General features: G+C 49.4%; 21 protein-coding genes. 7 read left to right on the top strand and 14 right to left on the bottom strand.

Annotated elements, in window-relative coordinates; all coding sequences use genetic code 11:
• The first annotated feature begins 40 nt into the window (after positions 1 to 40).
• From IT084_RS12900 to IT084_RS12885, 4 genes are read left to right on the top strand one after another with little or no spacing between them, the layout of a single operon-like run.
• On the top strand, positions 41 to 565 hold the full coding sequence (locus IT084_RS12900; protein WP_195713312.1) for a cation:proton antiporter regulatory subunit: 525 nt from the start codon (positions 41 to 43) through the stop codon (positions 563 to 565).
• Positions 562 to 1,779 (top strand): cation:proton antiporter, encoded by a 1,218-nt coding sequence (locus IT084_RS12895; RefSeq protein WP_195713311.1) that lies wholly within the window; start codon positions 562 to 564, stop codon positions 1,777 to 1,779. The genes IT084_RS12900 and IT084_RS12895 overlap by 4 nt, the downstream gene beginning before the upstream one ends.
• A gap of 58 nt (positions 1,780 to 1,837) precedes the next feature.
• Positions 1,838 to 2,245, top strand: coding sequence for a gamma-glutamylcyclotransferase family protein (locus IT084_RS12890; protein WP_195713310.1), 408 nt, complete (start codon positions 1,838 to 1,840; stop codon positions 2,243 to 2,245).
• A 49-nt stretch (positions 2,246 to 2,294) separates the two neighbouring features.
• The gene (locus IT084_RS12885) at positions 2,295 to 2,747 is read left to right on the top strand and encodes an MgtC/SapB family protein (RefSeq protein ID WP_207744579.1); all 453 of its coding nucleotides are present in this window, start codon (positions 2,295 to 2,297) and stop codon (positions 2,745 to 2,747) included.
• 65 nt (positions 2,748 to 2,812) lie between these two features.
• Here IT084_RS12885 and IT084_RS12880 read toward each other — a convergent pair whose 3' ends face one another.
• Complete coding sequence (locus tag IT084_RS12880; RefSeq protein ID WP_195713308.1) at positions 2,813 to 4,321, bottom strand: SLC13 family permease; 1,509 nt, start codon at positions 4,319 to 4,321, stop codon at positions 2,813 to 2,815.
• A gap of 445 nt (positions 4,322 to 4,766) precedes the next feature.
• Here IT084_RS12880 and IT084_RS12875 point away from each other — a divergent pair, with 445 nt between their 5' ends.
• The 3 genes from IT084_RS12875 (at position 4,767) to IT084_RS12865 (ending at position 9,893) form a co-directional block, all read left to right on the top strand.
• The gene (locus IT084_RS12875) at positions 4,767 to 5,987 is read left to right on the top strand and encodes an MFS transporter (protein WP_195713307.1); all 1,221 of its coding nucleotides are present in this window, start codon (positions 4,767 to 4,769) and stop codon (positions 5,985 to 5,987) included.
• A gap of 128 nt (positions 5,988 to 6,115) precedes the next feature.
• On the top strand, positions 6,116 to 8,158 hold the full coding sequence (locus IT084_RS12870; RefSeq protein WP_195713306.1) for a hydantoinase/oxoprolinase family protein: 2,043 nt from the start codon (positions 6,116 to 6,118) through the stop codon (positions 8,156 to 8,158).
• A 1-nt stretch (position 8,159) separates the two neighbouring features.
• The gene (locus tag IT084_RS12865; RefSeq protein WP_195713305.1) at positions 8,160 to 9,893 is read left to right on the top strand and encodes a hydantoinase B/oxoprolinase family protein; all 1,734 of its coding nucleotides are present in this window, start codon (positions 8,160 to 8,162) and stop codon (positions 9,891 to 9,893) included.
• Between the two features lie 363 nt (positions 9,894 to 10,256).
• Here the strand turns inward: IT084_RS12865 and IT084_RS12860 are convergent, their stop codons facing one another.
• The 13 genes from IT084_RS12860 to IT084_RS12800 all read right to left on the bottom strand — a co-directional run bounded on the left by IT084_RS12860 (position 10,257) and on the right by IT084_RS12800 (position 24,511).
• Positions 10,257 to 10,709, bottom strand: a complete 453-nt coding sequence (locus IT084_RS12860) for an Hsp20/alpha crystallin family protein (RefSeq protein ID WP_195713304.1) — start codon at positions 10,707 to 10,709, stop codon at positions 10,257 to 10,259.
• A gap of 297 nt (positions 10,710 to 11,006) precedes the next feature.
• Positions 11,007 to 11,936 carry a carbon-nitrogen hydrolase family protein gene (locus tag IT084_RS12855; protein WP_195713303.1) on the bottom strand — a complete coding sequence of 310 codons (930 nt, stop codon included), beginning with the start codon at positions 11,934 to 11,936 and terminating at the stop codon, positions 11,007 to 11,009.
• Between the two features lie 6 nt (positions 11,937 to 11,942).
• Positions 11,943 to 12,773, bottom strand: a complete 831-nt coding sequence (locus IT084_RS12850) for a methyl-accepting chemotaxis protein (RefSeq protein WP_195713302.1) — start codon at positions 12,771 to 12,773, stop codon at positions 11,943 to 11,945.
• 143 nt (positions 12,774 to 12,916) lie between these two features.
• Positions 12,917 to 13,327: a MaoC family dehydratase gene (locus tag IT084_RS12845; protein ID WP_195713301.1), complete on the bottom strand. Its 411-nt coding sequence runs from the start codon at positions 13,325 to 13,327 to the stop codon at positions 12,917 to 12,919.
• Between the two features lie 70 nt (positions 13,328 to 13,397).
• Complete coding sequence (locus tag IT084_RS12840; protein ID WP_195713300.1) at positions 13,398 to 14,717, bottom strand: thiolase family protein; 1,320 nt, start codon at positions 14,715 to 14,717, stop codon at positions 13,398 to 13,400.
• 88 nt (positions 14,718 to 14,805) lie between these two features.
• Positions 14,806 to 15,945: an acyl-CoA dehydrogenase gene (locus IT084_RS12835; protein ID WP_195713299.1), complete on the bottom strand. Its 1,140-nt coding sequence runs from the start codon at positions 15,943 to 15,945 to the stop codon at positions 14,806 to 14,808.
• A gap of 29 nt (positions 15,946 to 15,974) precedes the next feature.
• On the bottom strand, positions 15,975 to 16,760 hold the full coding sequence (locus IT084_RS12830; RefSeq protein ID WP_195713298.1) for an enoyl-CoA hydratase/isomerase family protein: 786 nt from the start codon (positions 16,758 to 16,760) through the stop codon (positions 15,975 to 15,977).
• Positions 16,761 to 16,774: 14 nt separating this feature from the next.
• Entirely contained in the window at positions 16,775 to 17,623 is an 849-nt protein-coding gene (locus IT084_RS12825; protein ID WP_195713297.1) for a 3-hydroxyacyl-CoA dehydrogenase family protein, read from the bottom strand.
• Between the two features lie 17 nt (positions 17,624 to 17,640).
• Positions 17,641 to 18,408: an SDR family NAD(P)-dependent oxidoreductase gene (locus IT084_RS12820; RefSeq protein ID WP_195713296.1), complete on the bottom strand. Its 768-nt coding sequence runs from the start codon at positions 18,406 to 18,408 to the stop codon at positions 17,641 to 17,643.
• Positions 18,409 to 18,420: 12 nt separating this feature from the next.
• Entirely contained in the window at positions 18,421 to 19,944 is a 1,524-nt protein-coding gene (locus tag IT084_RS12815; RefSeq protein WP_195713295.1) for a long-chain fatty acid--CoA ligase, read from the bottom strand.
• A gap of 69 nt (positions 19,945 to 20,013) precedes the next feature.
• Positions 20,014 to 21,561, bottom strand: a complete 1,548-nt coding sequence (locus IT084_RS12810) for a sodium:solute symporter (RefSeq protein WP_195713294.1) — start codon at positions 21,559 to 21,561, stop codon at positions 20,014 to 20,016.
• Between the two features lie 22 nt (positions 21,562 to 21,583).
• Entirely contained in the window at positions 21,584 to 21,769 is a 186-nt protein-coding gene (locus IT084_RS12805; protein ID WP_195713293.1) for a hypothetical protein, read from the bottom strand.
• 657 nt (positions 21,770 to 22,426) lie between these two features.
• A complete protein-coding gene (locus tag IT084_RS12800) occupies positions 22,427 to 24,511 on the bottom strand; it encodes a sigma-54-dependent Fis family transcriptional regulator (RefSeq protein WP_195713292.1) in 2,085 nt (694 codons plus the stop codon).
• Positions 24,512 to 24,811: the final 300 nt, after the last annotated feature.

Genomic DNA, 24,811 nt, shown 5'->3' with positions numbered 1-24,811 from the left:
CCCTTTGTTTATAAATATTTTTCAATACAGGAGGCCGGCTATGTCAACGATCAAGGAAGCCGAACTGCCCGGGCTGGGCAAAAAATTCGAAGTCAGCCTGGATAACGGCGACCGGGTGGTTATCGTCATTCACGACGAAGGCACCAGGGAAGTATACCATTTCCCCGAAGGGGAGGACGACGCCCTCAGTTCCGTAACCATGACGGACCAGGAAGCCAGGCAGGTCGGGTCAATTATCAGCGGCTCCTTTTACCAGCCCCGGCTGCTGGAAAAATTGGAAACCGCCGTGGCCGACCTGCGCATTGAATGGCTGGAAGTGAAGGAGAATTCCCGGGTGGCGGGCAAAAGCATCGGCGACCTGGGACTGCGCAAAAACCACGGTATTATCGTCATCGCTGTAATCGAAGATAAACTCAGGGGCCGCAAAGGGCATGCCCGGATCAACCCGGGCCCGTCGTATATTTTTACACCGGGGCATACCATCGTGGCCGCCGGCATAAAAGAAAAAATGGACCTGTTTGAAGACATGCTGCAAAAAGGCCACGCAGAGGAAGATGGCAGTTGAGTTCCGATATTATTTTAAACCTGGGGCTAGCGTTCGCATTTATCAGCCTGGCCATTTATATTTCCAACAAGCTTAAATTTTCATCCATTCCTTTTCTGATTCTCACGGGCATCCTTGTCGGCCCCCACGCCCCGGAAATATTCGGATTCTCTACAGCCGTGGTGCAGAGAACCGAATCAATCGACCTGCTGTCCCGGCTGGGTGTTTTATTGATGCTGTTTTACCTCGGCCTGGAATTTTCCGCCGGCAAACTGGCCGCCGCCGGCTTATCCCTGTTCAAAGGCGGAACCGTTTACGTGGGTTTGAATTTCCTGCGGGGCCTGGCCTTTGGCTGGATCGTATTCCAGGGCTGGGCCGAGGCGTTCGTGGTGGCCGGGATTACCGGCATTTCCAGCAGCGCCATTATCACCAAACTGTTAGTTGATTTGAAAAGGACGGCCAACCCGGAAACGGAATTTATCCTGGGGATCATGGTCTTTGAGGACGTGTTTCTCGCCGTTTACCTCTCGGTAATGTCCAGCCTGCTCTCGGGCGGCGGGGACGTAGAGGCGCTGGAGATCATCCCCGGCATCGCGCTGATAATTGTCTTTATCCTCCTGGTGATCGTGCTGGGCAGGCGCATCGGGGCGCTGGTTGAGCCCAGGCTGCCCGTCAAACCGGCGGAAACATTCGTGGTCATCGTCTTCACCATGCTGCTGCTGACCGCCGTGCTGGTGGAAACCATTCATATCGCCGAGGCCATCGGAGCGCTGCTGCTGGGCCTGGTGCTGGCGGAAACGGTGCACTCCAAGCGAGTCATCCAATTTATCACGCCCATGCGGGACCTGTTCGGCGCGGTGTTTTTCTTTTCCTTCGGCCTGGAAATAGACTACCGCCTGTTTGGCGACGCCGTCTACATTGCCGTGGGGGCCGTGCTCATGACCGTGGCCGGCAACGTCATCACCGGCCTTTTGGCCTCCTGGATCGCCGGGTACAATAGCAAGCGCGGTTTCAACGTCGCTTTCACCATTATCGCCCGGGGCGAATTTGCCATCATCACCGCCAGCCTGGCCGCGTCCGCCGGGGTAAACAGCACACTGCCCGCCTTTGCCGCGCTGTACGTTTTGATCCTGGCCTTTATCAGCCCGGTGCTGGCTAAAAATTCCCGGAACATCCACCAGGCCTACATTAAGTTGATCCAGCTAATTACCAAAACAGGTGTCTCAGAAGGTTAAGCTACAATATTGAACAAACCATACCCGCCTAATTGTAAAGCATGAGGGGGAACTGTTTTTGTGGTATTTTGTCTACGGTACCCTGCTTCAGGGAATGTCAAACCGCCATCTGATCGAGGCTGAAATCATTCGAGGTTACCCCGCCTTGATCACGGGAACACTTTACCACCTGCCCTGCGGCTATCCCATGCTAATAGAGAAGGATGGCGGGACAACCCGCGGTGAAGTTCTGCAATTTACGAAAACATCGCCCGTAACGGCTGTGCTTGACCGGTTGGAGGATTTCATCGCCCCCGGTCACCCGGACAACCTGTATGAACGGGTGGAACGTGAAGTGGTTGTCCCCGAACTGGACCGGAAAATCCGGGCCAGGGTTTACGTTTGTCCTGCCCACCGCGAGAAATATATAAGAAAAATCGGCATTCCGGTACCCGGCGGTGACTGGCGAAAATTTGTAGAGGATTAAAGGTTCCCCGGGGAAACAATATAAAAACAACTATCTCCGGGTGATTAATTTGAACTTTCATGGCGAATTGCTACTCAGAATCGTGCTGGCCTTTTTCGCGGGCATCCTGCTGGGGCTGGAGCGGGAAAAAAGGCACAAACCCGCCGGGTTGCGCACCCACGCCCTGGTCAGCATGGGCGCGGCGCTGTTTACCATCATCAGCGCCTACGGGTTTACGGAATTCGTGGGATTACCGCAGTACGGCAACATGGACCCATCCAGGATCGCCGCCCAGATCGTCGCCGGAGTGGGGTTTATCGGCGGGGGAATCATTTTCAAGGAGAAAAACCGCGTGCGCGGGCTTACCACCGCAGCCAGCATCTGGCTCACCGCCGGAGTGGGTACCGGTATCGGGGCGGGCATGTATACCCCTATGCTGGTGGCGGTGGTACTGGCCATTGTCACTTTAAAACTGGACCGGGTGATCAAGCGCCTGGGTTTTGAAACCGGCGAGGAAGAATGAGAAAAATACCCGCTCTAAAGAAAAACGCCCCGGCAACCGGGGCGAATTCGTTATTTTCCGTTTTGTTATTTGACCAGGGCCGGGATGCCCAGCAGGGGCCATACCACCAGTGCGAATATGGCCACCATGACCAGTGCCAGGATAGTGAACGGGATACCGACCATAAAGAATTGACCCGGGGTAAATTGCTTCGACTGGTACGCAATGGCGTTGGGCGCCGCCCCCACCAGCAGCATATAGGGCAGCGCGGCCATGGCCAGGGAAGCGTACAGAATCAGGTACGGGTTGACGCCCAGGTACCCCGCGATGACAAGGGCCACCGGCAGGGTAATGGCGATAGCCGCCACGTTCATAATAAAGTTGGTCATTACGATTACCAGGAAAGCGATGGCCACCACAAAAATCAGCCAGTGGGCGTTCTGGAACATAGCCAGCCAATGCACGGCCATCCACTCGGCGGCTCCGGTCACCCACAGCGCGGTGCCGATGCTCATGGCTCCGCCGAACAGCAGCACAATATTCCAGGGGACGCTCTTTTCCAGGTCTTCCACGGTGAAAAGTTTGGTCAGGAACATGATGATGGCCGCCACCAGCATGGGGATACTCCTGTTCATGTCCTTAATGGCAGGAATAAACTGCTGGGTAGCCAGGATGGCCACCACGGCCAGGGCCAGGACGATAACAAAAATTTCTTTCCCCGTCATGGGACCCATCTGCGAGTAAACTTCTTCCACTTTCCTTTTCAACCCGGCAATTTGTTTCTGCTCCGGCTTAAAAAACACATAGCACAACAGGAACCAGGTTATTAATACCATCACGATGCCGAAGGGTGCCATGGTCAGGGTATACTCAAGAAAGCCAATGTTGATTCCGGTGAATTCCTTGAAAAATCCCAGTGCCACCGGGCCACGAGCCGCCCCCAGCAGGGTGATCATACTACCGGCTCCGGCGGCGTACGCCATGCCGATGAACATCGCTTTACCAAAATTACTGGGCACGTCCTCTTTACCGTACATGCTCATGATGACCAGCATCAGCGGGAACATGGTGGCCGCAACCGCGGTATGAGCCATGACCAGGGTCAACACCATGGTTACCATGTACACACCCAGCAAAATTTTACGGGAATCTTCGCCTACGATGGACAACATCTTGAAAGCCAACCGGGTTGTGACCCCTGCCTTGGTAAAAGCAATGCCAAGCAGTAACGAACCTAGGATAAACAGTACCGAAGGGTCCATAAAAGTCGCAAAAGCTTCCTTGGCCGGGCGGATCATAAAGGCCGCCTGCACAACACCGATAGTGAGGCTGGTTACACCGATTGGTATTACTTCAAACACCCACCATATTCCGGCCAGCAGGAAAAGTCCGATTGACAGTTGCGCTTCCCGGGACAATTCAAACGATTTTCCAGATGGATCAATTGCCGGCGGCAGTTCAGGCAGAAAATAGAAAAGTGCAAATAAAGCGATACCCAGTATGGCAAAGGCAATCCTGCGCCATTCTTCGGAGAGGCTTTTTAATTGTTCAACCTTGGCGGGAGCGCCGACGGTCGCCTGTGTGGTGTTATTCATTTAACAACCCACCCTTCAAGATCAAAATTAAAACTTTAAACCCGATCGTTATTTGTTAAATAATTAACAATATAATTGCCAAATATAGTGAAATAGATCACTTTCGATTCTGCTCTTTGCCCCTACATTTTTGTGCAACTTCCAACTTAAAAATTTCCCCCCTTCCTCATCTGATCTAAAAGTCCCCCCCTAACGGGGCCGGGGCAATTTAATTTGTGCAATATGTAACTTTCTTAAATTATACTCAATGTCAGTTCTTTTGGCAACTACTTTTTGTCACCACCAGTTAAAAATTACAATATGAAGTCCGGGTTCCCGGCTGCCTGAAATAATTCAACCCGCCCGCGGGAAGGCCTGCCCCGGCACCGGACAATATAAAAAGGATTTTTAACACCTCGGGGTGAAATTTAAATTTAACAGAAGTCAAACCGGAGGATTCAAAAGAGTGAAAACGAATAAAAAAATGCTGGCCCTTTTGGGAACGGGCCATGCCATTACCGACATCAACCAGGGAGCGCTGCCCATGATGCTGGCGTTTTTACAGCCCATATTCGCACTGAGCCAGCTGCAGGTGGGGATAGTGATGCTGGCCTTCAACCTGATCTCTTCCGTAATTCAACCAATTTTCGGCGTCCTCAGCGACCGCTTCCGGGCCGCCTGGTTGATTCCCCTGGGATGCCTGTTGGCGGGGCTGGGCATGTCCCTTACCGGTTTTAGTCCCAATTTTTCCATATTGCTGCTGGTGGCGCTGGTCAGCGGGCTGGGCGTCGCCGCCTACCACCCGGAGGGTTCCAAGTACGCCCGCTTTGCCAGCGGGGACCGCAAAGCTTCGGGCATGTCCCTTTTTTCCGTGGGAGGCAATCTTGGTTTTGCCGCCGGCCCGGTGCTGACCAGCTTTTTCATCGGCCTTGCAGGCCTGTACGGATCGACGGGCTTCTTTGTGTTGAACGGCATTATGGCCTTGCTGCTCTGGTTATATCTTTCCAGGATTACGGAAACCCGGCAGGCCGCCCCGGCTCCGGCACCCGCATCGAATAAAAAGACCGCTTCGGCCCCGGTCGTAAACGCCTCAAGCGCGCTGCGTTTGTTTATCCCGGTGGTAATCCTGGTACTGGTGGTCACCATGCGTTCCTGGGTGCACCTGGGGCTGGTTACTTTTTTGCCCCAGTATTACATCCATTACCTGCACCACAGCGAGGCCTACGCCGCCTCCCTGACCTCGGTTTTCCTGGTCGCCGGGGCGGTCGGCACCCTGGTGGGCGGGCCGGCGGCCGACCGCTGGGGGCTCAAGAACATCGTCGCCGGCTCCATGGCCCTGATGATTCCTCTATTATACTTATTCACCCGGCTCAGCGGCATTTGGGTCCCCGTAGTGGTGGCCCTGGCCGGGTTTACCGTGGTCTCCACGTTTGCCGTGACGGTGGTGTTCAGCCAGGAACTGCTGCCCAACAACGTGGGCCTGGCCTCCGGGTTAATCCTGGGCTTTGCCGTCGGCATGGGCGGCGTGGGCGCCACCATGCTGGGCTGGGTGGCCGACCACTGGGGCCTGCCGGCGGTGTTCCGGGTGATGATTATTTTCCCGGTGATAGGCCTGCTGCTGGCGCTGGCGCTCCCCGGACGGGAAGCGCTGCGCAAACGGCAGAGAGCCTCAAATGCTACAAGCTAAAACTTTGCCCCGCCGGAGCGCCTGAATAATATAACATGCCGCTGGGCGATCCGGCGGGTTGGAGTAAGTGGAGCACTGGATGCGGACCCCAGGGTTTATCCAAAAACGAAATGAAAGGCTGATCGAAATTGACCGCCTGTAAACTGGCCGTTGATACCGGAGGCACGTTTACGGATTTTTGCCTGCTGGGAGATAACGGCGAACTATATATCGCCAAGGAGCCGTCCACCCCCGGCGACCCGTCCCGGGCCATCCTGAAAGGCATTGAAAATATTACCCAAAAATTCTCCCTCGATCCGCGGGAAATAGACCTGGTGCTGCACGGCACCACGGTGGCCACCAACGCCATCCTGGAACAAAAAGGGGCGCGCGTCGCCCTCATTACCACGCGGGGGTTTAAAGACGTCATTTTCATCGGCCGGCAAAACCGCCCGCATTTATATAACTTTTGGGCTTTAAAGCCGCCGCCCCTGCTACCCCGGCACATGGTGCTGGAAATAAATGAGCGCGTGCTGGCCGACGGCTCCGTTAAGGTAAAGCCCCGGGATGAAGAAATCGACCTGATCATCGAACAGCTGGAACAGGCCGGGGTGGAGTCGGTGGCGGTGTGCCTGCTGCACTCGTACATCAACCCGGCACACGAAATACTGCTGAAAAACGCCCTGCGGCAAAAATTGCCCCGCCTGTCCGTCACCATATCCTCGGAAATTTTGCCCGAGTTCAGGGAATATGAACGCACCAGCACCACCCTGGTCAACGCCCTGGTCAAGCCCCGGGTGGATCATTACATCGCTCGCCTGGAACAGGATTTAAGTACCACCGGTGTGAACGGGGCATTGTATATCATGCAGTCCAACGGCGGGGTCATCACCTCTTCCCTGGCCCGGGAACAAAGCGCCCGCACCGTGTTGAGCGGCCCGGCGGGCGGTGTGCTGGCGGGCGTGCACCTGGCCCGCCTGACCGGGCACAAGAACCTGATTACCGCGGACATGGGCGGGACCAGCATGGACATCTGCCTCATCCACAACGGGGAACCACGCTTCACCACGGAGGGCGCCATCGGCGGCCACCCGCTGCGGTTGCCCATGCTGGACATCCATACCATCGGCGCCGGGGGAGGCAGCATCGCCTGGGTGGACCCCGGCGGCGCCCTGCGGGTGGGCCCGCAAAGCGCGGGTTCCGTGCCCGGACCCGCCTGCTACAACCAAGGCGGAGAGGAACCAACCGTTACCGACGCCAACATGGCGCTGGGCAGGCTGGACCCGGCGGATTTCGCCGGCATCAACGGCATCGATTCCGGGCGGGCCGTCCGGTGCATTCGGGAAAAAATCGGCGGGCCCCTCGGGCTGGCGGTGGAACAAGCGGCCGAGGGCATCATCAGAGTGGTCAACGCCAACATGGTCCGGGCCATGCGCGTGGTCTCGGTACAGAAGGGATTCGACCCCCGGGATTTCACCCTGGTGCCTTTCGGCGGAGCGGGTCCTACGCACGCCGTCGAGCTGGCCCGGGAACTGGGCATTCCCCGCATCCTGGTGCCTCCCCATCCCGGGGTCACCTCGGCCTGGGGTATGCTGACCGCCGATGTGCGCCGCGATTATTCCACCACCTTTGTCACGGAGTTGACCCCCGGCGCGTGCGCGGAAGTTAACGACCAATTTGCCCGGCTTGTTCATCTGGGACGGGCTGACCTGGCCGGGGAGGGTTTCAAGGACCGGGATATTACCCTGACCAAGTTGATGGATCTCCGTTACAGGGGACAGTCCCATGAACTGACCCTGGCGGTGCCGGGCAACCCGTTCATTGAGGCCGATCTAAAAGCCATTCTACAACGTTTTCACCGCCGGCACCGCCGGGAATACGGCTACTGCCGGGAAAACGCGCCCGTTGAAATCGTCAATCTGCGCCTCGTAGCCACCGGCGCCCTGCCCAAAATTGAACCATCGCCTCCGGCGACAAGCGCCCGGGCCGAAATACGCGGCACCAGGCGGGTTTATCTCTCCGGGGCGTACCGCGATGTCCCGGTCTACGACAGGCAACAAGCGGGCCCGGGCTGGGAAATCGAGGGACCGGCCATCATCACCCAGCCGGACACCACCGTCCTTATCTGGCCCGGCGACCGGGTGCACTGCGACCGCTGGGGCAATCTGATCATTGAAACAGGGGTGCGCTAGCATGAATACCGATCCCATTACCCTTGAGGTGTTGAGAAACGCCCTGCAATCCGCGGCGGAAGAAATGGGCGCCACCCTTACCCGTACCGCCCTTTCGCCCAACATCAAAGACCGCCGGGACTGCTCCACCGCCATATATACAATTGAGGGAAGCCTGGTGGCCCAGGCCGAACACATCCCCCTGCACCTGGGGTTGATGCCCACGGTGGTCAAGGAGGTTCTGAAATTCTTCCCGGTGGAAAGCCTGGCGCCGGGGGACGCCGTAATCATCAACGACCCGTATATCAGCGGCTCGCACCTGCCGGACGTGTGCGTCATCTCGCCGGTTTTTGCCGGGAATGCCCCGCTGGCCGTCGTGGCCAACCTGGCCCACCACGTGGATATGGGAGGCGCGGTGCCTGGCAGCATGTCCACCACGGCGACGGAAATTTTCCAGGAGGGCCTCAGGATACCCCCGGTCAAAATCTGCCGCGGGGGGCGGGTAAACCAGGACCTGTTAAAAGTGCTGGCGCACAATGTCAGGACCGCCGGCGAATTTTACGGCGACATCCAGGCCCAGCTTTCCGCCAACCAGGTAGGGGTGAAAAGGCTGCAGGAACTGGCCATGCGGGTGGGTGTGGAAACACTGCAATATTACATGGGCGAAATCATCAATTACGCGGAGCGCAGGATTCGTGCCGCCATTAAAGAACTCCCCGCGGGCGTCTATGCATACACGGATTACCTGGAAGGGGACGGCATTACCCGGGACCCGGTTAAAATCACGGCCGCCGTGCATACCGGTGAAGAACTGGTCAAAGTGGACTTCACCGGCACCAGCCCCCAGGTGAAGGGCCCCGTCAACGCCACCCGCGGGGTTACCCTGGCCTGCGTCTATTACGCCCTGAAAGCGGTCGCCGACCCCGACTTGCCGGCCAGCGAAGGCATCGCCCGGGTGCTGGAGGTGATCACCCCGCCCGGCAGCCTGGTCAATCCCCGCTTCCCGGCACCCGTGGCCCACGCCAATATCAACACGGCCCAGCGGATCACCGATGTGGTGCTGGGAGCCCTGGCGCAGGCCGTACCCCACCGGGTGACCGCCGCCGGCACGGGCAGCATGAGCAATTTCACCATCGGCGGCAAGGACGGCCGGCGGCAACGGTATTATTCCTACGTTGAAACCTACGGCGGTGGCCAGGGGGCCAAGTACAACCAGGACGGCATGGACGGCGTGCACGTGAATATGACCAATACCTTGAACACGCCGGTGGAAGTGATCGAAATGAATTACCCCCTGCTGGTGGAGAGATACGGCTTGATCCCCGATTCGGGCGGCCCCGGCGAGTTCAGGGGCGGAACCGGGCTGGTACGGGAAATCACCGTTCTGGAGGACGCCACGGTGGCCGTGAGCACCGAAAGAAACGTGCAGAGCCCCTGGGGCCTGCGGGGCGGCCGCCCGGGCCGAACCTCCCGCTGCTTGATCAGGCTGCCGGGCGACAACGCCTGTGAAATGCCCGGCAAGTTCACCCGGGAAGTGCCCCGGGGTACCACCATCACACTGGAAACCGCCGGGGGCGGGGGTTACGGGAACCCGTTCGACCGGTCCCCCGAAGCGGTGCGACAAGATGTGATCAGCGGTTTGGTTTCCAAAACCGCAGCTTTTGAAGATTACGGGGTTATGCTGGATGAAGCGTTACAGGTTGACCAAAAGGCAACCGCAAATAAACGGGACAAAGGGGGGCGGCACCAAAGCTGACCGGCGCCCCCCTTATGTAGTTGCTTCCACTTCTTCCATTCCCGCATCTTTTTCATTCGCAGCCTTCGCCGTATCCACTCCATTAATTGAGCTTATCCAGCTATTGGGCTTTCCCATTTTATGCAAGGTTACCCACCTGGTAGGCCAACTCCGGTTCGCTTGCGCTATGTTCCAAGTCCCCCCTTCGGCGCACCAATAGACCCCACCGTTGCCAGTGACGCACTTGCCTACGGGTTGTCTTCCAGCTGGTTGGGTGACAGGGTTTCTTTCAACCCATCGGCTCGGCAGACATGCCGGGCGAACACACAAAAAAAGAGGGGGGGGATCCCTCTTTTTCGGGCAGGCTGCCGGGATAATTATTAATTATCCCTCAACATCAATAGTTATTTCCCGGGGTTTTATGTCATCCTGCTTGGGCAAGGTGATTTCCAGCAGGCCGTCCTGGTACCGGGCCTTGATTTCTTCCGGTTTAACCGGCACATCCAGGGTAAATGTCCGGCAGAAGCTACCGTAACTGCGCTCCAACCTCAAAAAGCGCTCGTTTTCCTCCTGGATTTCTTTTTTCCGCTCGCCCCGGATGGTCAACTGGTTGTCGGCAAAGCTGATCTTGATATCCTCCCGGTTAAGTCCAGGTATTTCAGCATTTATTATAATATTATCGGCTGTTTCTTTAATGTCCACCGGGAACATCCAACCCTGAACCAAGCCTCCTTGTTCAGGGGCCCGGAACAGGCGAAAGTTTTCATCGAAAAGCTTGTTGATAGACGCCTGAAGATTGGAGATTTCACGAAAAGGATCCCATCTGACCAAACTCATCAATGAACACCTCCTGTAGGTTTATTTATTGCCCGGCGCCTACCTGAAAAAACCAGTCATTTTATCCGAGGCTTGACCTTAACTTTAACTTTGACTTTCTTTGATCTTTAGTTTAGACTACTTTTTTTGCCTTGTCAAGTAGTTTTTAAAAATTTTTTAAATATCGAACGCGGGATTTCATATATGTACAAAAATATAACGGTTACTCGGTAACCGAAAAGAAGTGCACGTTTTTTTTCGGCTAAAACCGGAACCGTCAATGGGTTAATGGTGGATGTATTCAATTTTTAAGCCCTGTTAAACCGTAGGAATAGTAATACCCTGATATAGTTCAGGCCTCCTGTCTCCAAATATATCCATTTCATACTCCCCCGGTTTGATGACACTTTTTTTAGCCCGCGCTTTGCTTAAGTCAATATCTGCATAGATAATTTCCACATTATCACCACTTGCTTCGGCTAAAGGTTTACCTCCTACGTCTACTATAATACTGCGGCCAATAAATCTGTTGCTCCTCTCTTCTCCAACCCTGTCAGCGGCAACAACATAAACCCTGTTTTCCAGTGCCCTGGTGGGGATTAACAAGCTTTGGTGCGAATCGGCGCCTACAGGTAAACTGGTGCTGTTGGCGATAATATCAGCACCCTGTAGAGCCAATATCCGGCTTATCTCCGGAAATCTCATGTCATAGCAGATGGTCAATCCGATACACCCAATTTTAGTAGGATATACTTTATACGGCAGGTTACCTTTAGTTACAAACCGGTCCACGCCAAGGTATATAACATGAGTTTTTCTATACATCCCTATTAATCCATCCGGCCCGACCAGGACATTAGTATTGTATAGCTCATCACCATCTTTTTCGAGCAGGCCGATAACTGTATATACACTAAGTTCCCCGGCAGCAGCAACGATCTTATCAACACTTGGCCCGGGAATTGTTTCAGCATATTCCATAGCTTCCTCTTTGCTATTAAAGCAATAGCCGGTAAGGGCACACTCAGGGAATACTACCAACTGGGCACCGTTTTTGGCCGACTGGTCCAACCTATCCAGGATACCCCTCAAATTAACATCCTTTTCCATTAACAGCGGGTTTGTTTGTACAGCAGCCACTTTTACAATACCACCAAATGCCTGTTCCACAGGTTTAAATTTATGTTTATAACAATTCCTGGACATAAGATCACCCTTCTCTAAAAAATCACTGATAGCCTGCGGCATTCAGGTTTATTTCACCAATTCTGTTGATAATTCAGCCAGTTGAGTACACATTTTATCCAGATCCTGGATAGAAGCCATTATCTTTTGGGTAGATGCCGCTTGTTCCTGGGACACGGCTGAAATCTCAGTGATTTGATCAGAAAGGGACTCAATTGAACTTTTAACTAAATTAATGATGGAATTAATTTCCTTGGTGGAATTATTAGTACGGTTGGCAAGCTTTCTTATTTCTTCCGCCACAACATTGAAACCCCGGCCGTACTCCCCCACCCGCGCCGCTTCAATGGCGGCATTTAAGCCCAATAAATGGGTCTGTGAGGCAATATCATTGATCAATTTCAATATTTCGTTTGTCTTCATAACATCATTCAGAATCTGCTGGGTATTATTGGCCAGGTTTTGTGTTGTGGACGCCAATTCCTCGGAGGAGGCGGAAAGACTGGCGGTGTTTTCGGAAATCCCGCCTACCAGACCTTCAAGTTTTTCGGTCATTTCTTTAACTTGTTTGGCCTGTGTAATAGGCACACAAATGGTAAGTGCGCCTATTACTTGTCCTGATTCATCATTAATCCTGACACTCTGCCCTATATACGGTACACCGTAAACCTCTTCCCCCACCTCCGCGCACTGGCGTATACCGGTCTTCAGCGCACGGTCCGTAAGGCTACCCGGTATTACCGGGTCGCCATACTTTGCCTGGTGGTCTAAATTTTTACCAGGAATATAATACAAAAATTTTTCGCTATCGGAGACCCCTACCGTTACCTCATCCCCCAACAACAATTTAATAAATGGCGCAATTTTGACCACGCTTTCAATAGTTAAAAGGTTTTCCATGGCTTACCGCTCTCCTCATGGTTTCAAGCATATAACGGCCTGGAGGCTGAATTATTTCAACCTCAAGGCAAAAAAATGTGATAATTAAGTCTTATAATTTTTAAATACATTGACGTTGCAAAATTTGTATATATTATCCAATATTAACCGCACTTTACCAGTGCCTCACCTTCAATGACTATTTGTCCATGCTGATTGGTGCAAATAGTTTTTAAAGTTAGGCGTTTTTTATTTTCTTGTTTTCCAATTACCTCCACCGTGGCGGTAACGGTATCTCCTATTTTGACCGGAGAAGTAAATTTTAAGCTTTGTGACAGATATATTGTTCCTTCTCCCGGAAGCCGGCAGCCGATTACAGCCGAGATCAGACCCGCCGTCAGCATGCCGTGCGCTATTCGTTCTTTAAATATTGAAGTGGCGGCAGCTTCCTTGTTTATGTGAACTCCGTTAAAATCTCCGGTAATCCCGGCATACAAATAAACATCGGTTTCACTTATTGTTTTAGATACGGAAGCAGTGTCGCCAATTTTTATTTGTTCAAATGGTATACCCACGCTTTACCCCTCACCGTTTTTACATTATCATGATGCTGACCGCCAATCACTTCGAGCAATTCGGAGGGTGTTATTCAACTTTAATTACACACGCATCTCCTTGAGTCAGCCCCCCACAAATAGCACATACGCCCATGCCACCACCATGCCTTTTTAATTCATAAGCCATAGTCATTATTAATCGGGCTCCACTGGCGGTATTCGGATGGCCAATCGCTATAGCTCCACCATTAACATTTAATTTTTTCTTGATCGCCTGGTACTTATCATCATCTGTATCCAACAAAGGCTGGGAAGACACCAACCTAACCATTTCATCATAGTTCCCCTTGGTAAACTTTTTACTTGCTAAAAGTTTGGCGGAAATCAATGGCACACAAGCAAATGCTTCATTTATCTCAATTAAATCCATTTCATCAATAGTTAGATTTAATTTATCCAAACATTTCTTTATCGCAAAAGCGGGTGACACAGGCATAATTCGCGGTTGAAGAGCGATAGTGGACATTGTGAGAATAGTACAAACAGGTTCACACCCTAATTCATGTGCATGTTCTCTTGTTGTTAAAATTAAAGCGGCAGCTCCATCATTCATTCCGGGCGAATTACCCGCGGTACAAGTAGGGTTGCCGAATATCGGTTTTAATTTGGCAAGCGCTTCTCTGGCAATATCGGGACGATATTGCTCGTCAATCTCCAACACTTTTTCTGAAATAATATTACCTTTCTTATCCTTTTCTTTTATTTCCAAGGGCATCATTTCATCTTTGAAAAAACCATCTTTATAGGCATTACCGTATTTTAGATGGCTTTCGTAAGCAAAATCATCTTGTTCCTCTCTGGATACATTATATTCAACAGCTAGATTTCCAGAGTCTACAGCAACCGGAGCATAATCTTTATAGCCAAGCGGGAAAATAGGATCTTCTAAATTTAATCCCCCAAGTCGGACCCCCGACCATCTAAGATTTCTTACTAAATATGGAACAGTGCTAAAGCTCGTAGCTCCTCCGGCCAAGACTACCTTGGCTTCATTTAATTTGATACTTCTTGAACCATAATTTACAGCTGACATGGCGGATACACAGGCTTTGTCAAAAGTGCAGGAAGGTCTTTCAGGGGGAATACCTGCTTTAAGCATCGATTGTCTTGCCACCACTGGCGTATAGGGGTCTTTACAATTTGTAGTATCACCTATTCCCCACCATACTTCGTCAATCTTATCCGGCTCCAGATTAATTCTTATTAAAGCATCTTTCATGACGATAGCGCCTAAATCATAAATGTCAATATTTTTAAGAGAACCTCCAAACCTTCCAAACGGAGTTCTCGTAGCACTGATCACAACTATATCATCGCTGTTTTTTTGTTTTAGAAGCTTTTCTTTCATTGTATATAACTCCTCACAATATTTTCAGCAAAACTCAAATAGCTTTGCGGGAAAGGGCAATATAACCGTAACCGGAGAGCATCACAGCTTATTTTATAAGACTGCGTGCTATAACAATTCTTTGAATTTGGTTGGTGCCCTCGTAAATTTGGGTAATTTTGGCATCCCTCATGTAGCGTTCTACTGGATATTCAGTGGTATAGCCGTATCCACCGAAAATTTGCACAGCATCGATGGTGACTTTCATTGCCGTATCCGAGGCAAACAGTTTGGCCATGGCGGACATTTTACTGAGTTCTTCAGAATGGTCATCAATGGCAATGGCCGCCTGGTAGACCAGCGCCCGGGCAGCCTCTATCTGGGTGGCCATATCGGCCAGCATAAATTGAATACCCTGGAATTCACAGATTGGCTGGCCAAATTGTTCTCTTTGCCTGGAATATTCCAGGGCGGCATCCAAAGCCCCCTGGGCTATACCCAGGGCCTGGGCGGCCACGCCGGTGCGGGTATGGTCGATTGATTTCATTACAATTTTAAAGCCCTCTCCCTCCTGGCCCAGGAGGTTTTCTTTGGGTATCCGGCAATTTTCAAAAATCAGCTCCCTGGTTGTTGAACCGCGGATACCCATTTTACTTTCTTTCTTGCCAAAAGTAAAGCCCGGGGTCCCCTTCTCTACGAAAAAGGTGCTGATTCCCCTAACGCCCTTAGATTTATCAGTCATAGCCACTACGGTGTATATTTCCGCCTCTCCCCCGTTGGTGATAAAGTGCTTGACACCGTTTAAGACGTAGTAATCGCCATCCCTGGTAGCCGTGGTGCTGATCCGGGAGGCATCCGACCCGGCCCCGGGCTCGGTGAGGCCAAAGGCTCCCAGGACCTGACCGCTGGCCATGGGGGTAAGATATTTTTTCTTTTGCTCCACCGTGCCAGCCAGCAATACCGGGGCTATAGCCAGGGCCTGGGTGGTTAATATTACTGAGGTGGAGGCACAAACCCGAGCTACCTCCTCAATTGCTATCACATGGCTTAAAGTATCGGAGCCGGCCCCGCCGTATTCTTCAGGTACATTAATACCAAGCAGTCCATACTCAGCCAATAGTTTTACATTATCCCACGGAAACTCTCCTGTTCGGTCTATTTCCGCCGCCCTGGGAGCGAATTTTTCCAGCGCCAGTTCCCGGGTCATTTTCCTTAGCATGATTTGTTCTTCTGTAAGCCTTATAGTCATTCTTTTATCGCTCCTTGACCAGTTAATTGTTAAAAACCTTTGAACCGGGGTTTTCTTTTTTCCAGAAAAGCCCTGGTTCCTTCCCTTCTATCCTCGGTTGAGCAGGCCACGGCAAAATTTGAACTCTCCATGGCACAGCCGCGCCTGAGATCCACTTCCAGTCCATCATTAATGCTCCTTTTGGCCATGGCCAGGGCAACCGGGGGTTTTTGTGCCAAAAGGTTGGCCAGAGAAATGGCTTCCTCCATCAGTTGCCCCGCGGGAACTACCTTTTCCACCAACCCTATTTGAAAAGCCCTTTGGGCATCGATGATCATCCCGGAAAAAATCATCATCTTGGCCATGCCTTTGCCCACCAGCCTGGGTAATCGCTGGGTGCCGCCATAGCCGGGGATAATGCCAAGATTGATTTCCGGCAATCCAAACTTGGCATTATCCGATGCAATCCTGATATCCCCGGCCATGGCCAGTTCACACCCTCCGCCCAGGGCATAACCATTTATGGCCATAATCACCGGCTTGTCACAGTGCTCTATTTTAAATAAAATGTCAATTCCGCGAGTACTTTTATCCTGGGCCGCCTTCACCGAGGGCAGCGTGCTTATTTCATTTATATCCGCCCCGGCCACAAAGGCTTTATTTCCCTGGCCGGTAATTATGATTACCCTGACCCCGGGGTCGGCGGAACCCTGGTCAAAAGCGTGTTCCAGTTCTCCCACGGTATCTTCATTTAGAGCATTTAAGGTCTCAGGCCTATTGATTGTAATTATAAATAACGAGTCTTTTTTCTCAGTCAGAATATTTCTGTAATCCATCTTAAAATCTACCGCTACCGGTAGGAATAAACCCCCTCTCCGGTCTTACGTCCGAGTTTGCCCGCCGCCACATATTCTTTCAGCAAGGGACAGGGACGGTATTTGGAATCGGAAAATCCTTCGTAAAGGGACTCCATGGTATGAAGCAGTATGTCTATTCCCACCAGGTCCGCCAATTGTAATGGGCCAATAGGGTGGTTTGCCCCCAGCAGCATGCCCTGATCAATATCTTCTTTTTTATTGCCCTCCATAAGCAGGTAAAAGGCTTCGTTCATCATGGGGACCAGTAGCCTGTTGACAATAAAGCCCGGGGTGTTGTTGGCATATACCACCGTTTTGCCCATTTTCTCAGCCACTTCTTTAACAATGTCCATAACTTGTTTTTCGGTGACCAGACCCGGAATTATTTCCACCAATTTCATCACCGGAACCGGGCTGAAGAAATGCATGCCCACCACCTTTTGCGGCTTCTTTGTTACCGAAGCTATTTCAGTAATGGAAAGCGAAGAGGTATTGGTGGCTAAAATAGTTTCTCCACTGGTTACAGAATCTATTTTTTTGAACATATCCTTTTTCAGGTCCATCTTCTCGGGTATAGCTTCAATAACCATTTGCGCCTCGGAACACACTTCTAGATTCGTCCCCGGAACAATGCGGGCCATAATCTGTTCTTTTTCTTCTTCGGACAATTTACCTTTGTTAACCTTACCTTGGAGCAGTTTGTTTATGCCCGCAACCCCCCGGTCAACAAACTCCTGGCTGATATCAAGTATGTTTACCTTATACCCGGCCTGGGCCGCAACTTGAGTAATGCCCGAACCCATAAGGCCAGCTCCTATTACGGTGATAGTTTTAACTTCCATATTTAAACCCTCCATCCTTAATCGGTAATATAACCGTAAACCGACCAGCCGCCGTCCACTACAATAGTCTGGCCGGTTATATAGCTTGCATCATCGGAAGCCAGAAATACGGCCACTTTTGCCACTTCATCAACATTCCCCAGCCGCCCCATGGGACAACGCTTGCTAAGTTTTACTTCATCGAGAATTCCTTTATCGATAAGGTCTGTTACCAACTCCGTCACAATATAACCCGGGCAAATGGCGTTTACCCGGATGTTATCCTTGGCCCACTCCACACCCAACACTTTGGTCATGGCGTTGATGCCGCCCTTGCTGGTGGAATAAGCCGCCCGGCCCGGGGCCACCACCAGCCCGTACATGGAAGACATGTTGATGATATTGCCGCTTTTCTGTTTGATCATCTGCCTTCCTACCGCCTGGCTGCAGTAAAATACTCCGTTTAAATCTATATCTATGGCGCGATTCCAGTCTTCCAGGGGAATTTCCGCCGAAGGTTTGGCCATGGAGATCCCGGCATTGTTTACCAGTATATCCAGCCGGCCAAATTCGGAAACCACCTTCTCGACCATGGCATTGACATCCTGCGGATCGGCAACGTTAGCTTTTACGGCTATGGCGCGTCCTCCCTGTTGGCGGATTTCCTCCGCGGTTTTATCCGCTCCCTCAAAGGTAGTGGCATTTACTGCCACTATCGCCCCCTGGGCCGCAAAAGCAAGGCATATCGCCCTGCCGATACCCCTGCTGCCACCTGTTACCAACGCAACCTTATCTTTAAGCTTCATTATCCGGCCACCTCACTTTTTTGTTCTGGATAATTCAATGTCACGCAACTGCCGCCGCAGGATTTTACCCGTGGATCCCATAGGCAGCGCATCCAGGAATTCTATATAGCGAGGTGTCTTATACGGGGCTATCTTTGACCTGCAATATTGCCTGATTTCTTCCTCGGTGGCTGTCTCTCCCTCTTTGAGCACCACGAAGGCTTTTACTTCCTCGCCCTTAAGCTCGTCAGGCACGCCAATAACAGCAGCCCCAGCCACCTTGGGGTTAGTATAAAGTACTTCTTCAACTTCCCGCGGGTAAACGTTGTAACCGCTCTTGAGGATCATATCTTTTTTACGATCCACAATGAATATATGGCCATCTTCATCCTTGTAAGCCATGTCCCCGGTATGGAACCAGCCACCCCGCATGGCCAGGGCTGTGGCTTCGGGGTCTTTATAGTAACCCTTCATTACATTGGGACCCTTGACAACTATTTCTCCCACTACGCCTGTCGGCACTTCGTTATCCTGTTCGTCAAATATTTTTACTTCCACACCATTAATGGCTATGCCCGTGGAAGCGGGCTTTCGAGGACCTTCAATGGTGTTAAACGCGTTGACCGGCGAGGTTTCCGACAAACCGTAGCCTTCAATAATGACACAGTTATACATACTTTCAAATTTATTTAGCACCTCCACCGGGATAGGCGCCCCACCGGAAATACTAAGGCGCAGGCTTCTTAAATCGTATTTTAATGCATCCGGATGGTTTATAATGTAGGAATACATGGTGGGAACTCCCGTGAACACCGTTGCCTTGTTATTCTGAATGGACTTCATTATTTCAACGGGTTCAAATCGCTGGTGCAGGATGAGGGTTCCACCGTTATATATGCATGTATTCATGACGCAGGTTTGGCCAAAAATGTGCGCCAAGGGCAATACTGTAATCATTTTGTCATCCGGAGTCCCCCGCATAATATCATTAAAGGTTACAACATTGGAGCTGATATTATTATGTGTCAGCATGGCTCCTTTGGGTTTGCCCGTGGTACCGGAAGTGTAGATTATTACTGCGACATCATCATCTTCAACCTTATATTGAAAAGAAGAATCAGGCGATTCCGAAACCAGTTTTTCAAAATTAACAATACCCTCTTTATCCAGGCCGGAGACAATAGCGTGTTTAACTCCCTTCAAACCTTTCAATCCCTTTTCTACTTCGGGGTAGTGTTCACTGCTGGTGATCACAACTTCGGTATCCGAATGGCTGGCAATATAATTTATTTCCTCCGAGCGAAGCAGCACGTTGATGGGAACCACCACCGCACCCAGCTGCAGCACTGCATAATAACTTTGGATAAACTCCCGGGTGTTAGGCAGGTACAGGGCAACCTTACTTCCCTTTTTCACTCCTAGCAAGCTCAAACCGTTACTAAGCTTGTTTACGATTTCATATAACTCGCGATAAGTCGTAGCTTTTTGTTGTTCAAGAATAGCCGGGTGGTTAAGCCGGTTTTTACCACCCTTTTGAAAAATTTCTAAAATGGTCACCTTAACACCTCCGCTGAATGTTACATTAAACCGTTTCCGGTTTAAACGTTACCTGAAAGGTCAAAACACTTATTTTGCCATATTTTTCATAGCCTTAAATATAACCTGCCTGGTATTTTCGCTGATTTCCGGCTCAAAATAAGGTTCCCAAGCCTCTTTCGGGGGCGGCGGAGAAACATAAGCAGTTATGACGATGCAAAGAGCAGATGCAGCCACTGCCAGGACGATTGCCGGAATAGTACCGGGCATCGCCTTGATTGTGATCAGATAGTTGGTGATCACATAAGTTAAGCCACCAACTATGGAGCCCAAGTAACCTCCCAATTTATTGGCCTTTTTCCAATACAGGCCTAAGTACATCGGGGCGATAAAAGTTCCACCGAAAAGGCCGAAAACGTATGCGGCAGCCATGGCTATAAACGCGGGGGGATTGAGGGCTAGAATGATTGCTATTATTCCCAGGATTACCAGCGTTATTTTAGTCATATTTATCAGAGTTTTATCGCTTATTGTTTTGTGGCTCAGGTTGCGAATCATATCGTAAGTTATTGCTAACGCGTTATGTAGTGTCATGGCGTTAGCGGTGGAAAGGGCTGCTGCGAATATTGCAGCTAACATTACACCAGCAATAACTGGATGCATAAACTGCGAAATTAGCATGGGCATAACCCAGTCTGTAGCTTTACCATCGGGCATAGTAGGAACAAGAACCCGAGCCCCGACACCTAAAATCAACAAGCAAATAAAAACAACAGCAATTATAAATGTAGATACTAGGGGAGTAAGAACGGCTGTTCTTAAGTTTTTTGCTGCCAACAAACGCGTAGGCCAATGGGGAGCAACCGATGCGCCTAAAGAGTTTGAAATAAATATTCCGACCATAGCTGAAAGAGTAAAAGTACCCAATGGATCCAGCAAGCCTCCCGCCGGGGTAGGATTACCTCCAACCACAGCAGGTGTAGAAATTTCCATAGCTTTGGCAAACATTTCAGACCAGCCACCAACCTGAGGTAAAATCGCTATTGCAGCTATAATTAAGCCAAATACAATTATGCCAGTATTATACAGGTCGGTGGTAGCTACTGACCACATTCCTCCAAATACTGTGATAAGTATGAAGATAGCAAAAATGAATACACCTACCTCATAAGGGATACCTGTAAGCGTTGCAATTATCATACCTAAACCTTTAATTTGAATTGTGACATAAATAAGATAACCGGCTATCATTGTTAAAGAAGCTATTGCCTGGATGCAACTCTTCTCTGCAAATGGTTCATAACGTAATCTCATAAATTCAGGAATAGTCCTCACAGGAAATTCAGGTCTTCTTATTTTATAAGCCAAAATTGGCATAAGAGCATTTGCAAAAAACCAGCCGGCGAACCAGCCGGTGATTGCAGCAAAACCCACACTATAAAGCATGCTTGGTACACCTAGCACAGATGCTGCACTAACCCAGGTAGCAGTAAAAGTAGCCACGTTGATTATTAACCCCATGCTCCACCCTGCTACTGTAAAATCGTCAAGAGTGGCTGATTTTTTATAACCCTGCCTGCTAAAGTAAATTAATAAGAGAAAATATAAGATAAAAACCGTAACCTGCACCGTATTCACGTTTAATCACTCCTTTCACTTTTTATCGAACTGATAAATTGTTAATTAATTGCTCCTTGTCTGCGGTTTTAGCGCCCCATCGTTCTACCCCTGAACGGTCAATCTGCTTAAAAAAGTATAGGGAATACGTCCATGGAATGATGATGACGAGGATCCATAGAGCAATGGTAGGCCAACCTTTTAAGGGAATACCTAAAAACGTTTCCATGCTTTTCTTGCCTCCTTTCCTTGATGTAGAGCTACAATAACCATAATCTTTTTCACGCAAATTGCATGCCATTTTCAAACCTTCGCAATACAATGAAAATTACGATTTTAAAAATATACATTGAGTCATAATTGAGTCACTTTATAAACTTTTTAAAAAAAATAACCAGCTTATCGAGTCAGTTTTGACTCAATGAACCAGTTTTGAAACGCCAAAATAATACGGATATTAGTTTGTCAAAAAATATCACTACCGGAAAATTATAACTTGCCAGAAAACTTACACCTCATTATGGACGTTGCTCTCGAAAACCTGGGTCATAGCGTAGAGCAAGCATTCCGTACTTTCGCTAGGCAACGGTACGCAAAAACTGGCATCGCTGTACGAGAAGGAGAACGCCAAATACTTGATTTCCCTCAGTACTCCATCCCATACCATGTGGCTCGTCCCGAAATCCAGCTAGGCTTGTCCGGGTGGGTGCTCCAACCACAAGTACTTCTCTTGTGCTTCATCACGGAGTTCTTTTTGCGGCGGAGGACGTATGCTCGTACCGTTCTTTCCGATCCCTTAAAACCGTATTGGTCACGTAGTTGTCGGTAAATGGCAACCGAAGACCAGCTATTTACGTGTCCATCAAACCGAGGTAGGTACAGAGCGTTAATTGGAAATTAACTTCCTAACCCGGCGGGAAACCGTGGACTGGCTAACTCCCAGCATTTTAGCCACTTTTCTGGTACTACCGTACACTTCCATGGCCGATGCGATAATTTCACGTTCATATTGTTCCAGGGCTTCCTTGAGAGGTATAAATTCCTGCTTCTTTGTTGCTCCGCTTACATGCGTCGAAGTTTTAATATGTGCCGGTAAGTCTGAAAAAGTTATTAAATCACCACGCGTGGTAATAATTAACCTTTCTAATATGTTAATAAGTTCCCGCACATTGCCGGGCCAGGAATAATTTAACAAATAGTCAACCGTTTCCGAGGAAATAACCTTTTTGGTTTTAAACTTATTATTAAATTTATAAAGATAATGACTGATGAGGGCTGAAATATCTTCCGGCCTTTTCCTCAGCGGCGGAATATCAATTGGAATTACATTCAACCGGTAATATAAATCTTCACGGAATTTTCCCTCATGTGTGAGATTGAAAAGGTTTTTATTGGTGGCTGCAATAACCCTTACATCCACCTTTACTGTTTTCACCCCTCCAATCCTCATTATCTCCTGTTCCTGCAACACCCTCAAAAGCTTAACCTGCATTTCCAGGGGCAATTCGGATACCTCATCCAAAAAGAGGGTCCCTTTATCCGCTACTTCAAATAACCCGGGCTTACCTTCTTTTTTAGCTCCGGTAAAAGCTCCTTTCTCATAACCAAATAACTCGGATTCTAAAAGATTTTCAGGTATGGCTCCGCAGTTAATCGTAACAAACCTTCCCTGTTCATTCCTAGCGCTGAGCCGGTGTACCAGCCTGGCTACAACCTCTTTACCCACACCGGATTCACCTGTTATTAAAACAGTAGAATCCACCATAGATACTTTGGAAACCAAATCCAGAATGTTTTGCATCAATTTACTTCGGGCTATTATATCCTCCTGTTGTACCAATTTCAATTTTAATTCATTAATCTCATTCTTATAACGATTAGTTAAATCTTTGGCCTGAATTAATTTTTCTTTCAGCTTGCTTAGTTCTGTGATATCTCTTACGTTGGTTACAACATAGATAATGTTGCCCTCATCATCAAAAACAGGATTCCCGGTGACTATGGTCTGCCTGCCGGTACTCACGTTTTGAACCAGCGTAACTGACTTCTTTTCATTTAGAACTTTCATCGTTACCGATTCATCAACAGTACCGTCAAGTTCCATATCCCTCATATACCGGCCGATACACTCATCCCTGGACAATCCCGTTATCCTTTCAATGGCGTCATTTACCTTTAAAGTTTTTCCTTTATGGTCAGTAATCCATATGCCATCATACGATGAATTGATAATTGCATCTAATTGTTTATTTAAGCTTTTTACCCTGTTCAACTCTTCCGAGACACTTTCAAGTTCGCTAAAATCCTGAAAAACCGCCACCGCGCCTATTAATTCACCATTATTCATAATTGGGGAATAGTTGGCAAAAAGCTTTTTGGCCGGCTCAAATTCCGTCTTTACATTAAATTCGGGTTTACCTGTTTTTAATATCCATGGAAGCCTGGTTTTAGGAAGAACATCTATTATATATTTACCTATAACATTACTGTCACTTATCCCCAGTATACGTCTGGCCGAGGTATTAAAAATAGTAATTACCCCGCGTTTATCTATTGCTATAATGCCGTTGTTGGTGGAATCAATAAGCGAGCGCAGGCTGGAAAGGCTATAATGTATACTTTCTTCAAAAGAGTTCAGGATATCAGCTGTGGATATTATACCAAGGTAATTATTATCATGATCAATTACAGGAAGAAATAAACAAAAATCCCTTGGTATTTCTGAAACCAGCGTATCCTTCAATACAACGGGACAAGATGAGTCCATCACATCCTTTACAGTCTTTTTAAGCTTTGTTGTTTCAAACTTGAAGACGGAAGATATTTTGAACATCCCATAAAACTTATTATTATCTACAACCGGTGCCATATAAAAATCTTTATCAATGCATTCTTTCAGGGCAACATTAATGGATGTGTCAGGAGACAAAACAATCTTGGCCTCACTAACAATCTCCTGTACTAACACCATTAACCACTCCTGATCAACAATTTATTATGAATTATCAAATTAGGGGCAATGCCAACACACTCTATCAACATCGACAATCGGGACAACTCAGAAATGCTATTAACTTACGGGCAAATAAGATACGTTTTTTGAGTGAGATTAATATTTTTGACCTTTCATCATCATTTAAATTATCCCAGGTCTTACCAGATAAGCTATCATTTATAATTTTATCTATTTGAGATCTCTTTAAACCAATAGCTTGCATTTGTAAACATAATTTCTCAATATCTTCAATTTCGTCCTTGTTAATATGCCATC

Origin of the sequence: Desulfallas sp. Bu1-1 (assembly GCF_015594625.1) — a bacterium.
In the GTDB taxonomy this organism is placed as follows: Bacteria; Bacillota; Desulfotomaculia; order Desulfotomaculales; family Desulfallaceae; genus JADNRQ01.
This window is presented reverse-complemented; position numbering and strand designations above follow the sequence as displayed.